This is a genomic window from Pseudomonas sp. sp1636 (assembly GCF_030376615.1).
Lineage (GTDB): Bacteria > Pseudomonadota > Gammaproteobacteria > Pseudomonadales > Pseudomonadaceae > Aquipseudomonas.
This window is the reverse complement of sequence record NZ_JARRAB010000005.1, coordinates 127,995-141,351: the sequence shown is the minus strand read 5'-3', so window position 1 is coordinate 141,351 and position 13,357 is coordinate 127,995. Positions and strand designations below refer to the sequence as shown.

Here is a 13,357-nt window from a genome sequence, read left to right as displayed (position 1 = left end):
CCTTGGCTTGGGCCATCGCCAGGAGCCCCGGCATCGCCGCCGCTTTATCCGCGGCGATGCGCTTGACGTGCGGGTTCTGGCGGCGCCAGCGACTCGGCGGATCCGCGTTGCTGTCCCGTCCTCAAATACGGAACTGGCCAACCAATGCCTGTAATTGCTCGGCCAAGCGTGCCAGTTCTTCGCTGGCGGTTGCCGTGTGCTGCGCCCCCACGCTGGTCTGTTCGGCAACCTGGCTGACGGTGACGACATTCCGGTTGATTTCCTCGGCGACCGAGCTCTGCTCCTCGGCGGCGGAGGCGATCTGGCCGTTCATGTCGTTGATGGTGGCCACGGCACGGGTGATGGACTCCAGAGTGGTGCCGGCTCGAGCCACCTGTGCTACCCCGTCCTGGGCCCGACTGCGGCTGGCGCCCATGACCTTCACCGCATTGGCGGAGCCCATCTGTAGATGTTCGATCATCTCCTGGATTTCGCTGGTCGATTGCTGCGTACGCGAAGCCAGGGTACGCACCTCGTCGGCCACCACGGCAAAACCACGGCCCTGCTCTCCCGCGCGCGCGGCCTCGATGGCGGCGTTGAGGGCCAACAGGTTGATCTGCTCGGCAACACCGCGGATCACCTCCAGCACGCCACCTATCTTGTCGGTGTCTTGCTCCAACTGCAGGATCACCGCCGAAGCTTGCTCCACCTCAGTGGCGAGGAGATCGATGGCATCGATGGTGCGACTGACCTCCTGCCGCCCATCTGCGGCGTCCAGATCCGCCTGTTGTGCCGCCTGGGCAGCCCCGGCAGCGCTGCGCGCCACCTCCTGAACGGTGGCGGCCATCTCATGCATGGCCGTTGCCACCTGCTCGATCTCGGATTGTTGCTGACGAATGCCCGCGCCGGTTTGCTGGTTCACCGAGGAGGTCTCCTCCGCTGCGGCTGCCAGCTGAGTGGTGGCGCTGGAAAGCTGCAGCAGCATGCCGTGAAAACGTTCGCGCATACGATTGAAGGCATGCGCAATTCGGCCCAGTTCGTCGTTACCCTGGTAGTTCGCCTGCACGGTCAGATCGCCCTCGGCCATCTGCCCGCTGACCCGCTCGAGTTCGGCAACGGCGCTGCCGATGGCGGCAATGATGCCCCAGGCCAGGGCGATACCGAGGCCGATGGCCAGGGTGAGCAGGACAAGCATGCTATTGCGGATCAGGCGGTACTCGCTTTCGGCCGCGACGAACTCCGCCTTGGCCGAATCCAGTTGCAGCTGCAGAAGCGCATCCGCAGCGGCGGCCACCGCGGAGAAGGTCGACTCGAGGCGGTTCACGGTGAGACTGCCGGCTGCATCAAACTGGCCACCGGCGACGGCCGCCATGGTCGCGCGCAGGCCATCGCTGACGAAGATCGCACGCTTGCTGGCGAAGTCCTGCGCCAAGCCTTGCTCCTCGCCGCCTCTGGGGTCGGCCATGTAGGCTTGCCAGATAGCGCTGATTTTCTCGATATTGGCTTCGATCATATCGACATGCAGCTCGACCGGGTGCCGATGCAGCGAGTTATAGCCGCTGCGCGGGTCATGCTGCAGGGCGAGGAGCACCTGGATACGGTTATCGCGCAACAAGCTCATGATCTGACCAATCCTGCCCGTGGAAACCAGCTGGTCGCGATAGACGTCATTGAGTGACTCGTTGGAGTTGAACATACCCTTGAGCCCTATCACGCCTATGACCACCATCAACAGCGCCAAAAAACCGATCAAGGCAATAAGGCGGGTCTTGATGCTGAAGTTGTTAAGTACTCTCATGTTCCGCTCCGCTTTTAGATGTTATCAATTCTTCGTCTGCCGGCCTGGCTTCAAGCTCCCCCCATGAATTAAACAGGCACGCCAGCTCAGCGGCCGGTACGGGTCTACTGAAATAGAAACCCTGCACTTCGTCGCAGCCGTATGCGCTCAACAGATCCAACTGCGCCTTGGTCTCCGCGCCTTCGGCAATCACCTTCAGATCCAGGCTGTGGGCCAGCGAAATAATGGTTTTGACAATGCTTGCGCCGGGCGTGCTCGACGTCAGATCGTTGACAAAGGATCGATCTATTTTCAGAACATCCAGCGGAAACTGGCGCAGGTAGTTGAGTGAGGAGTAACCCATGCCGAAATCATCCAGGGCGAGGTGCAGGCCCAGCGCCTTTAACTCCAACAGAACGGGGATGGCCTTTTCCGGCTCCTGCATGATCGCGGTTTCGGTGAGTTCCAACTCCAGATAACGGGCTTCCATCGCGGTTTCTTGCAACGCCTCTGCCACCACGGCGAGCAGGTCGTGGCGGCGGAACTGATGCGCGGAAATATTCACCGCGACCCTGAGCGGGGGTAGTCCTGCCTCCCGCCAAGCCCGCTGCTGGGCACAGGCGGTCTTAATCGCCCAGGCGCCAAGCGGAATAATGAGTCCGCTCTCCTCGGCGATGGGAATGAACTGCGCGGGCGCCAGAATCCCCCGCGCGGGGTGCTGCCAGCGCAGCAGGGCCTCGACGCCGACGATCTCGCCGCTGTGCAGGGCCACTTGCGGTTGGTAATGCAGCAGCAGTTCACCGCGCTCCAGGGCACCGCGCAGGTCGGACTCCAGCGCCAGCCGTTCCCGGCTATGGATATTCAATTCTTCCGTATAGAAGTGGAACTTATTGCGTCCTTCGAACTTGGCCCGGTACATGGCCAAGTCGACATTTTTCAGCAACACCTCCTCGTGCGTACCGTCCTGGGGATAGAGGCTGATGCCGATGCTGACCCCGATATGCAACTCCTGGCGGTCGATCACAAAGGGGTTGGCAAGCGCACTCAGGATCTTTCCCGCGACCAGACTGGCATCCGCCACTTTCACCAGACCGGGAAGCACGATGACAAACTCGTCGCCGCCCAAACGCGCCACCGTGTCGGCTTTGCGCACCAGGGAACACAGGCGCTCGGCGACGGCCTGCAACAATGCATCGCCGGCCGGATGACCCAGGCTGTCGTTAATCACCTTGAAGCAGTCGAGGTCGAGCAACAACAAGGCTGCCGCCCGCCCGCTACGCTCTGCCGAGGCGATCGCCTGCTTGATCCGGTCGCTCAGCAAGCTTCTGTTGGCCAAGCCGGTCAGCACGTCGTGCGTGGCCTGATGCATGAGTTGTTGCGCGTAGTGCTGGCGGGCGCAATTAGCCCGCAACGCGGTAATGCCGTAAGCCAAACTGCCGGCCAGTTCCTCCACTACCCTGATTTCACTGGCGGTAAAGGCCGCGGCGTCCTGCGCATAGATGGTCAGCGCACCAATCACCTTGCGTTCCGTTATCAGCGGCAACGCCATGCCCGACTGGATGCCATGCTCGATCAGAAAATCACGCCACGGCGGATACTGCAGATTGTTTTGCCCGTATTTCACAACGGCGGTGCGCCCGGTTCTGATCGCGGTTCCGGTAACGCCGCTGCCACGCGCCGAATCATCCCAACTCAACTCGCCGGCCGTGAAGGGCAGCGCCCCGGCCACCGCCTCCTTCTTGGCCGCGGGTCGCACCAACTTGCTCGCCTCATCATCGGCATAACCGACCCAGACAAAGGGATGCCCGCTTAGCTGCTGGACGATGCCGCAAATTTCGGTAAGCAACGCAGACTCGTCGGTGGCGCGAATCAGCGCCTGATTGCACGCGCTTAACACCTTCAACGCGCGCTCGACCCGCTTGCGCTCGGTGATGTCGAGCATGATGCCGATCGTGGCGGTCTTGCCGTCGACGTCCATCTTCGAGCCAAACACTTCTACATCAAAGGTTGAGCCATCCTTTTTCCGGCCTCGCATTTCGTAGTTGACCGCACGGGCTTCGCCGAACAGGCGTTTCTGGATATTCGATTCAACCAGACTGCGATCGGCCTCGCTGGCGATGTCGAGAACGCCCAGCGAGGCGATCATTTCGCCTTGGCTATAGGCGAACATCTCGGCCATTTTCAGATTGACGTATTGGAACCTGTGCTCCTGGACGATGTACACGCCCACCACCGAGTTTTCCGCGAGCCCCCGGAAGATCGACTCTGCCCGCCGTAATCGGTGCCGATCGAGGTCGATGCTGGTAATCAATTCTTCAATCTGCTGCGCACTGAAATTGAAGGCAGCGGCCAACTCGCCGATTTCATCAGTGCCGCGAAAATTCGAGCGCACGCGGTAATCCCCCGCACCGAGCCTCCGGCTGTACCGGGCCAGGTCGCGCAGCGGGTGGACAATCTGTTTGCGGGCAAGCAGGAAAATCCCGAACAGCACCAGCACATCCACCACCAGCAGCGCATAGACCTCCTGCAGGCCGCGTTCTTGGGTTTGCTGCGCCTCAATGGTCAGCGCCTCAACAATCGCCTCGGCAATTCCCAGCAGTTGCCCCGCCTCGGCGTGGACGCGACCCAACTCGGCGGCCACCTCCCCAGCGGGGGTGCGCATTTCGAGAAGAGATTCGATGTGACTGCGATAGGAGTGCCACTTCGGCCGGATCGACGCCACCAGCGGGGTTATCTGGGTCGATAAGGTCATGGCGTTATGGCCGAATACGTTGTCGCCCCGCTCCAGGCCACTCAAATGCATTTCGAAGGCGTCAATGGTGGCGATGGCCTGCTCTTGCTTGTGCCCTTCCAGGCGTAACACCAGGCTGGTTTCGAAGGCGATTTTCTGACTCAACACACGCAACTTGCCGGCTTGGCCAACCGTCTCCGCCACCCCCTTGAGGTCGCGCAGCATCGTTTGCACCACGCTCACGTTGGCGGCGGCGACCAGCAATATCAGCAGAAAATTGATCACCATTTTCTGGTTGACATTGATCCGTAGCCAGCGGCTCTTCGATGCCCGTTTCGGGCATACCTCGGCCACTTCAGTCGACATGGCGACGCCCTCCATAAAAACGTTCTAACTTCAGGATCAACAGTTCTCCGTTTTTGCGTCTCGCCGCAAATGGCGCTCAAAGGTTGTGAACGGGAGCCACACAAACCCCAGGGGGGTTAGTGAGCCAAACGGCCCCATTGTTGACATAGCGCAACATCAGCAGCAGGCACCTGGAGACGGTCGCCGCAGTCGAGAACCTCTTCACGGTCTTTCAGGCCACGAGGAAACAGGCCATGCACAGGCCAGAGCAATAAAGCTTAATTAAGTGGAGGGTGACCCTAGCGGTCTTACCAATACCGCACACCAGGTAGTGGCAGATTGACATGGATCAACACTGCACCTCGCGCGGCAAACATCGTTACCGTCCGGTTTGCCATTGCGCAGAGCCAACCGTACCTGGCCAGGACGGTTCTGAGCGCCCGAGACAAACCGGCCGAGCGGCAACACGGCTGGCTACGGCCAAGCGACGCATGGCGCAGCCGACTCGGCGCTGGCACACTGCATGCTCAGTCCACGGATAAGCCCACCATGAGCGAACACGACGACAACGAAGACGAGGCGTTTGCCGAAGAAGCCCTGATCCAGGCCATCGAGAATCAGCTCGCGACCGCTGAGCCGCCTGCCACCCTGGCCACCCTGAACAAACTGAGCCTGGTCGGTTACGCGCGGGAAGAAATCTTGCAACTGATGGCGATGGTACTGGCCCATGAGATCAAGGCCATGCTCGACGAGGATCGACCATTCGATAGCGCGGCTTACGAGCAAGCCCTGCGCGCCTTGCCGCAATTGCCTAACGAAACATCCTGACGCTAGTCGCTTAGCCCTGCGCGCAACCGCGCGTCTCGCTACACTGCACACACCCGCGCCTCGCTTCATCCACGCGGGACTCAACCCGTCGGGCACACGCGCTGCCCGGCCCCTGTTTACCAGAGCCTGGAGCACTTATGTCCTTTACCCCTGAGTTGGTTGCTGAACTGGATCTTCTCGCCCTGTTTAACCTGGGCAACACCCAGGAAGGCCTCAAGGTTCATCATGTCGCCGCGCCCCAAGCGATTGCCGCGGCCAAACGTCTGCACGCCAAAGGCCTGGTCACTCAGGAAGATGGCGGTTACCTGACCAGCCTGGGGCTGGAGGCGGCCGAACATGCGCAATCCTTGCTGACCATTCTCAATGTGACCGAAACCGCCTGAGCCGCCGCCACTGCCCACGCCGCCTGCGCCAGCGGGCAATCGCGTGGGCGCTAAGGCGCCCCATCCGCACCTCGCCAAGACCGGCTTAGCGTCTTGGCGCATTGCCCGCCGAGCCTGCGCATGAGCCGTACTCAGGAAATCCGCCCGGATATCGACGAAGGGATCGACCGCAAGGTGTTGGCTCAGCTGCGGGCGCGCTTTCTCAAGGTCAACGACGGCCGCCTGCAGCGCGCCATGCAGGCGCTGTCGAGCCGTCAGCAGTCGGTTCTGAAGTTGCTGCCACTGCTGTTTCACGTCAATCATCCGTTGCTGCCGGGTTATGTGTCCGGGCTGACGCCGGCCGGGCTGAGCGGCTTCGAGCCCGACGCCGATCTGCTTGCCGAGGCGCAGCGCCTGACCCGTTCCTTCGTCTACAAGGCACGCCGCGGCAACAACGCGCTGCCGATACATGGGCTGTTCCTGATGGGCAGCCTGGGCACGGTGGCCCAGGCCGAGCAAAGCGATATGGATCTGTGGGTGTGTCACGCGCCCGACCTCAGCGCCCAGGAACTCACCGAGTTGCGCAAGAAGTGCGACCAGCTCGAGGCCTGGGCGGCGACCCAGGGCGCCGAAGCGCATTGCTTCCTGATCGACCCGCTGCGCTTTAGCGTCGGCGACCGCGAGGCGCGGCTGACCTCGGACGATTGCGGCACCACCCAGCACTACCTGTTGCTCGACGAGTTCTACCGCACGGCGATCTGGCTGGCCGGGCGCATCCCGCTCTGGTGGCTGGTGCCGGTGTACGAGGAGCAGCGCTACCACGCCTACATCGACATCCTGCTGAGCAAGCGCTTTATCCGCGCCGAGGAGGTGCTCGACCTCGGTCACCTGGCGCAGATTCCGCCGGGCGAATTCATCGGCGCCGGCATGTGGCAGCTGTTCAAGGGCATCGAATCCCCTTACAAGTCGGTGCTCAAGCTGCTGCTCACCGAGGTTTACGCCAGCGAACACCCCCAGGTGCAATGCCTGGCGCTGCGCCTCAAGCAAGCGGTCTTCTGCAATCGCCTCGACCTCGACGAACTCGATCCCTACATCGTGGTGTACCGCCGCCTGGAAGAATACCTGAGCGGGCGCGGCGAAACCGAGCGCCTGGAGCTGATCCGCCGCTGCCTGTACCTGAAAATCAACAAGAAACTCAGCCGGCCGCCGCGCGACCGCCGCAAAAGCTGGCAACGCCTGCTGCTCGAGCGTCTGACCTGCGACTGGAACTGGGACAGCCGGCAACTGGCGATGCTCGACAGCCGCAGCCAGTGGAAGGTGCGCCAGGTCGACGCCGAGCGCCGCGCGCTGGTCAACGAACTGACCTACAGCTACCGCTTCCTCTCCCAATTCGCCCGCGCCGCCCAGGCCGGCAGCTCGCTCAACAGCCGCGACCTCGGGGTACTCGGCCGACGCCTGTACGCCGCCTTCGAGCGCAAGGCCGGCAAGATCGAATTCATCAACCCGGGGATCGCCCCGGATCTGGGCGAAGACACCCTGACCCTGGTTCACTGCCCCACCCCCAACGAAAGCCAGTGGGCGCTGTTTGGCGGCAGTCTCGGCGCCCAGGAATGGGCCGATTTCGCCCCGCTCAAACGCGCCCGCGAACTGATCGAGCTGCTCGCCTGGAGCCATCGCAACGGCGTCATCGACAGCAGCACGCGGCTGTCGCTGCACCCGGGCGCCAGCGACCTGAGCGAGTTCGAGTTGTCCAACCTGCTGAGCAGCCTGCAACAGACGGTGCCGCTGCCGCTGCCAGCGATCGAGGAAAGCGCCCTGCTGCGCGCCAGCGTACCCGGCGAAGTGCTGCTATTGGTCAATGTCGGCATCGACCCGCTCAAGCAGCACAGCCAGATGAATGTGCACATGACCACCGAGCGAATCGATGCCTTGGGTTATTCCGGGGTGCGCGAGAATCTGGTGCTGACCATCGACCAGGTCAACCTGAACAGCTGGAACGAACTGCTGGTCAGCCGCTATGACGGCCCCCATGCCCTGCTCGACTGCCTGCGCGATTTTCTCAACAGCCTGCCGGCCAGCGGCAGCAAACCCAAGCTGCGGGTGCGCTGCTTCTGCCGCAACCGGGCCACGACCATCGCCGAGCGGGTCGAGGAACTGTTTCGCGACACCCTGGATAACTTCGCCGGTACGCAACACAACCGCTACCTGCTGCAAATCAAGCAGCAATACCACCTGCTCGAACTGACCCCGGGGCAGGTCAGCCACACCGCCCTGACGGGCATGCCGGCGCTGCTCGAACACCTCGGCAAGGAGCAACCTGGCTACAGCCTGCTGCGCCTCGACCGCAACGCTCTGGAAGGCGAAGACCTGGCCTTGATCCTGCCGCTCGGCCGCCCCGAGTGCATCCAGGTGTTCTACCGGCGCCACGAAGACAGTGGCCTGGCCGAACTGACCCTGCTCGACGAACACAACGCGCTGTGGCGCCAGAGCATGCCGTTTCGCGACGAGCAAAGCCTGCTGACGCCGCTGCAGCGCTTCCTCCAATCGCTGCTGTACCGGCGCAATGCCTTGCTGCCGCTGGACAGCCAGATCCCCCTGACTGCGCTGGAGGTGCTCTATTACGAAGTCCTGCCGGCGGCGCCGCAGCGCGCCCGCCAGGTGGAGCTGCGCCCGCCGCCGGCAGCGCCGGTGAGCCACCCCTTCTACGACGTGCAGGCGATAGTCGAGCCGGTCGACGGCAAGCGCGCCCACGTGACCCTGTATTGCAACCACCGTGAATTTTCCGAGCTGGAATATGCCGGCGACCTGTTCGCCGCCGTGGCCCGGCACATCCTCGCCCAACGCCGCGGGGGCGAGCGCTACCCGTGCTACATCACCGACCTCGACCTGTCCGCCGTGCTCGGCGACGCTCGGGCCCAGACCGTTCACTACCTGCGCTACAAGGCTCGCCTGGAAGCGGCGCTCAACACCGCCCTGGAAAAAGCCTGAGCCGGCGCGCAGGCCGCCAGAGCGCGGTTCAGCGGCTGTATTCGCCGGCCGCTTCCGGCTGGTACTCCACGGCCAACAGGGTCAACTTCAACGCTTTGCCACCGGGCCCGACCCAGTCGATGTGCTGGCCAACGCTGAGGCCGAGCAGGGCGCTGCCCACCGGCGCGAGGATCGACACCTTGCCCTCGGCGCCTGCGTCCTGCGGGTAAACCAGGGTCAGGTGATAGTCCTTGCCGCTGCTTTCCTCGCGACAATGCACCCGCGAGTTCATGGTCACCACCCCGGCGGGCACCTGGTCGTGGCCAACCACGTCGGCCCGATCCAACTCGGCCTGCAGGGCGACAGCACCCGGGCCGAACTCTTCCAGGCTGTCGAGCAAACGCTCCAAACGCTGTAAATCGAGACGGGTAATGGTGATTGGCGGTGCACTGGTCATGGTCGGCTCAACTGTCCTTTACTGGAGGCGAAAAAAGCAAAACCCCGCCTGATGACGGGGTTTTACACTGGTCGAGTCGACCGTATCACAGCCATTCAAATAAACAAGGTCGGCCGGTCAGTCTCGACCCTGCCGCAAGCGCACCTGGGCGCTACGACAAATGCCCCGTCGGCGCGCCTCATCGGCATTGCCCCACTCGAGGATCTCGTTGAGCAATCGGCCACAGCCCAGACACATATCGCCCTCGTCCAGGCAGCACTGGCGCACGCACGGCGAGGCGATCAGCGGCGCAGCCTGCTCGGGCACCGCGCCCAAATCTGACTCAGAGCTCTTCGAACTCAAGACTGGCTCCCGATTGCTCCAGGGTGATGCGTGCGAGCATTTCACCCAGCAGTTCGGCACTGCTGTCGCAAATCCAACGCTCGCTGGCTTCATCGTAGTCGAAGTGAAAACCGCCGGCGCGGGCCGCCAGCCACAGCTGACGAATCGGCTCCTGACGGCTGAAGATCAGCTGCGTGCCGTTTTCAAAACGCACGGTCAGCACACCCGCCGAGTTTTCCAGGTCGAGATCCAGATCGCTGTCATCGAAAATGTCCTCCACCGCTTGCTGTACGGTATCGACCAGATCGTGAAAGCGGGCTTCGGTCAAACTCATTGCGGATGTCCTCGAAAAATTCAGGTGCGTCAAAAGGTGCCAGGGGCGCGGGGAAAACCTCGCGGACGATGGCTGGGGCTGGTTCGCAGGGCAAGCATAGCCAGCCAGGCAAGCGAAGAGGCGCAGTATACAGCGGTATATGCGGATGATCCGCTGCCGCCCTGCGTGCCGTGGCGAAACCCGTTAGCCGGCGCCAAGGATCCGGGCAAAGCCCCGCCAGACGGGAATCCTGGCGCATAGGCAAGGCGCCGGGGGGTCGGTATACTCCGGCGCAATCATGCTTTATTACAAGGACTTCACCATGAAGCGGCTGTTGACTGCCCTTATCGCGCTCGTCGCCCTCACGTCCCTGCTCGCCGGCTGTGGCCAGAAAGGCCCGCTGTATCTGCCGGATGACGGGAAAACGGCGCAAGAACGCGACAGAGACATCTTTCTCTAAGGGGGCTCCATGCAAGCTTTCACCCACCGCGACGGCGAGCTGTACGCGGAAGGCGTGGCGCTGTCCGCCATCGCCGAAGATTTCGGCACGCCGACCTACGTCTACTCCCGCGCCCATATCGAGGCGCAGTACCGAGCCTATGCCGATGCCTTGCAGGGCGTGCCGCACCTGGTCTGTTTCGCCGTCAAGGCCAACTCCAATATCGGCGTGCTGAACGTGTTGGCGCGTCTCGGCGCCGGCTTCGACATCGTCTCGCGCGGCGAGTTGGAGCGGGTTCTGGCCGCCGGCGGCGAGCCCGGCAAGATCGTTTTCTCCGGCGTCGGCAAGAGCCGCGACGACATGCGCCGGGCGTTGCAGGTCGGCGTGCACTGCTTCAACGTCGAGTCCGTCGATGAGCTGGAGCGCCTGCAACAGGTCGCTGCCGAACTGGGCACGACCGCGGCTATTTCCCTGCGCGTCAACCCGGACGTGGATGCCGGCACCCACCCCTATATTTCCACCGGCTTGAAAGAAAACAAGTTCGGTATCGATATCGAACAGGCGCCCGGGGTCTACGCCCGCGCGGCCGCCCTGGCGAACCTGCAGGTGGTCGGCGTCGACTGCCACATCGGCTCGCAACTGACCAGCCTGCCGCCCTTCCTCGATGCCCTGGATCGCCTCCTGGCGCTGATCGATCAACTGGCCGCACAGGGCATTCGCATCCAGCACCTGGATCTCGGCGGCGGCCTCGGCGTGCAGTACCGCGACGAACAGCCACCACTGGCCGGCGCCTATATTCAGGCGGTGCGTGAGCGCATTGGCGGGCGCGACCTGGCTCTGGTGTTCGAACCGGGCCGCTCCATCGTCGCCAACGCCGGCGTGCTGCTGACCCAGGTCGAGTACCTCAAGCACACCGAGCACAAGGATTTCGCCATCGTCGACGCGGCGATGAACGACCTGATCCGTCCGGCGCTGTACCAGGCCTGGATGGACGTGGTGGCGGTGCGGCCGCGCGATGGCGCGACGCGCAACTACGACATCGTCGGGCCGATCTGCGAAACCGGTGATTTTCTGGCCAAGGATCGTCGCCTGGCGCTGGCCGAAGGCGATCTGCTGGCAGTGTGTTCGGCCGGCGCCTACGGCTTCGTCATGAGCTCCAACTACAACACCCGCGGCCGCGCCGCCGAGGTGATGGTAGATGGCGAGCAGGCCTTCGCAGTGCGCCGCCGCGAGACCCTCAGCGAACTCTTTGCGGGCGAAAGCCAGCTGCCGCCAGCACCATAAGGGCATCCTGATGTTATTGCGCTTTACCAAAATGCACGGCCTCGGCAACGATTTCATGGTTCTCGACCTGGTCAGCCAGCACGCGCATATCCAGCCGAAGAACGCCAAGCAGTGGGGCGACCGCCACACCGGCGTCGGCTTCGATCAACTGCTGCTGGTGGAGCCGCCGAGCAACCCGGATGTCGACTTCCGCTACCGGATTTTCAACGCCGACGGCTCGGAAGTGGAGCAATGCGGCAATGGCGCCCGTTGCTTCGCCCGCTTCGTGCTGGACAAGCGCCTGACCATGAAGAAGCAGATCCGGGTGGAAACCAAGGGCGGGATCATCGAACTCGACGTGCGTCCCGATGGCCAGATCAGCGTGAACATGGGCGCACCGCGCCTGCAGCCGGCGCAAATCCCCTTCCAGGCCGAACAGCAAGCCTTGAGCTACCGCGTCGAGGTCGAGGGGCAAACAGTCGAGCTGGCCGCCCTGTCGATGGGCAACCCGCATGCCGTGCTGCGCGTCGACAGCGTCGACAAGGCGCCGGTGCATGAGCTGGGGCCGAAACTGGAACAGCATCCGCGCTTTCCGCAGCGGGTCAACGTCGGTTTTCTCCAAGTCATCGACCGCCAGCATGCCAAACTGCGCGTCTGGGAGCGCGGCGCCGGCGAAACCCAGGCCTGCGGCACCGGCGCCTGCGCGGCGGCAGTGGCGGCGATTGGCCAAGGCTGGATGGACTCGCCGGTGCAGCTCGAGCTGCCCGGCGGCAAGCTGTGCATCGAGTGGGCAGGCCCGGATCGGCCCGTTATGATGACCGGACCCGCGATGCGCGTGTACGAAGGACAGGTTCGCCTATGACCGACCAGCAGGATTCGCCCCAACCACTCGAACTCGACTCGGCGGCAGTCGCCGACTACCTGCGTCGGCACCCGGAATTCTTCATCGACCACGACGAATTGATTCCCGAGTTGCGCATCCCGCACCAGCGCGGCGACACCATCTCGCTGGTCGAACGCCAGGTCAAGCTGTTGCGCGAGCGCAATATCGAGATGCGCCACCGCCTCTCGCAATTGATGGATGTAGCCCGCGACAACGACCGCCTGTTCGACAAGACCCGCCGCCTGGTGCTCGACCTGCTCGACGCCGCCGGCCTCGAGGAGGTGGTCAGCACCGTGGAAGACAGCCTGCGCCACCAGTTCCAGGTGCCCTTCGTCAGCCTGATCCTGTTCAGCGATACGTCGCTCGCGGTCGGCCGTTCGGTCAGCAGCGCGGAAGCGCATCAGGCCATCGGCGGCCTGCTGGCCGGCGGCAAGACCATCTGCGGCGTGTTGCGCGAGCATGAACTGAACTTCCTGTTCGGCGAAAGTGAAGCCCGGCAAGTCGGCTCGGCAGCAGTGGTCGCGCTGTCCTATCAGGGTCTGCATGGCGTGCTGGCAATCGGCAGCAGCGACCCGCAGCACTACAAGAGCTCCCTGGGCACCCTGTTCCTTGGCTATATCGCCGAAGTCCTGGCCCGGGTTCTGCCGCGCTTCGCCACGCCGCTGCGCTCGGTGCGTTAATCACGTAGGCTG

The 13,357-nt window shown here is 63.2% G+C and carries 12 protein-coding genes; 7 read left to right on the top strand and 5 right to left on the bottom strand.

Going from position 1 to position 13,357, the window contains the following annotated elements; all coding sequences use genetic code 11:
• Window positions 1–121 precede the first annotated feature (121 nt).
• Entirely contained in the window at window positions 122–1,777 is a 1,656-nt protein-coding gene (locus P8H27_RS07050; protein WP_289636322.1) for a methyl-accepting chemotaxis protein, read from the bottom strand.
• Entirely contained in the window at window positions 1,764–4,853 is a 3,090-nt protein-coding gene (locus P8H27_RS07045; RefSeq protein ID WP_289636321.1) for an EAL domain-containing protein, read from the bottom strand. Before P8H27_RS07045 ends, P8H27_RS07050 begins: the two co-directional genes overlap by 14 nt.
• 528 nt (window positions 4,854–5,381) lie before the next feature.
• On the opposite strand from P8H27_RS07045, the gene P8H27_RS07040 reads away from it, so the two are divergent.
• The 3 genes from P8H27_RS07040 to P8H27_RS07030 all read left to right on the top strand — a co-directional run bounded on the left by P8H27_RS07040 (window position 5,382) and on the right by P8H27_RS07030 (window position 9,010).
• Window positions 5,382–5,660, top strand: a complete 279-nt coding sequence (locus P8H27_RS07040; protein WP_289636320.1) for a hypothetical protein — start codon at window positions 5,382–5,384, stop codon at window positions 5,658–5,660.
• 137 nt (window positions 5,661–5,797) lie between these two features.
• Complete coding sequence (locus P8H27_RS07035; protein ID WP_289636319.1) at window positions 5,798–6,043, top strand: TIGR02647 family protein; 246 nt, start codon at window positions 5,798–5,800, stop codon at window positions 6,041–6,043.
• A gap of 120 nt (window positions 6,044–6,163) precedes the next feature.
• Complete coding sequence (locus P8H27_RS07030) at window positions 6,164–9,010, top strand: class I adenylate cyclase (protein ID WP_289636317.1); 2,847 nt, start codon at window positions 6,164–6,166, stop codon at window positions 9,008–9,010.
• A gap of 28 nt (window positions 9,011–9,038) precedes the next feature.
• Here the strand turns inward: P8H27_RS07030 and rnk are convergent, their stop codons facing one another.
• The 3 genes from rnk to cyaY form a co-directional block, all read right to left on the bottom strand.
• Entirely contained in the window at window positions 9,039–9,446 is a 408-nt protein-coding gene (gene rnk / locus P8H27_RS07025) for a nucleoside diphosphate kinase regulator (RefSeq protein WP_289636315.1), read from the bottom strand.
• A 117-nt stretch (window positions 9,447–9,563) separates the two neighbouring features.
• Window positions 9,564–9,788 (bottom strand): DUF1289 domain-containing protein, encoded by a 225-nt coding sequence (locus tag P8H27_RS07020; protein ID WP_374761338.1) that lies wholly within the window; start codon window positions 9,786–9,788, stop codon window positions 9,564–9,566.
• A complete protein-coding gene (gene cyaY, locus P8H27_RS07015) occupies window positions 9,769–10,101 on the bottom strand; it encodes an iron donor protein CyaY (RefSeq protein WP_289636314.1) in 333 nt (110 codons plus the stop codon). The genes P8H27_RS07020 and cyaY overlap by 20 nt, the downstream gene beginning before the upstream one ends.
• Before the next feature lie 301 nt (window positions 10,102–10,402).
• Between cyaY and P8H27_RS07010 the strand changes: the two genes are divergently transcribed.
• The 4 genes from P8H27_RS07010 to P8H27_RS06995 are packed head-to-tail and all read left to right on the top strand — an operon-like array spanning window position 10,403 to window position 13,345.
• Window positions 10,403–10,540: a lipoprotein gene (locus tag P8H27_RS07010; RefSeq protein ID WP_289636313.1), complete on the top strand. Its 138-nt coding sequence runs from the start codon at window positions 10,403–10,405 to the stop codon at window positions 10,538–10,540.
• A 9-nt stretch (window positions 10,541–10,549) separates the two neighbouring features.
• On the top strand, window positions 10,550–11,803 hold the full coding sequence (gene lysA / locus P8H27_RS07005; RefSeq protein ID WP_289636312.1) for a diaminopimelate decarboxylase: 1,254 nt from the start codon (window positions 10,550–10,552) through the stop codon (window positions 11,801–11,803).
• A gap of 10 nt (window positions 11,804–11,813) precedes the next feature.
• The gene (dapF, locus tag P8H27_RS07000) at window positions 11,814–12,644 is read left to right on the top strand and encodes a diaminopimelate epimerase (RefSeq protein ID WP_289636311.1); all 831 of its coding nucleotides are present in this window, start codon (window positions 11,814–11,816) and stop codon (window positions 12,642–12,644) included.
• Entirely contained in the window at window positions 12,641–13,345 is a 705-nt protein-coding gene (locus P8H27_RS06995) for a DUF484 family protein (RefSeq protein WP_289636310.1), read from the top strand. The genes dapF and P8H27_RS06995 overlap by 4 nt, the downstream gene beginning before the upstream one ends.
• Window positions 13,346–13,357 lie beyond the last annotated feature (12 nt).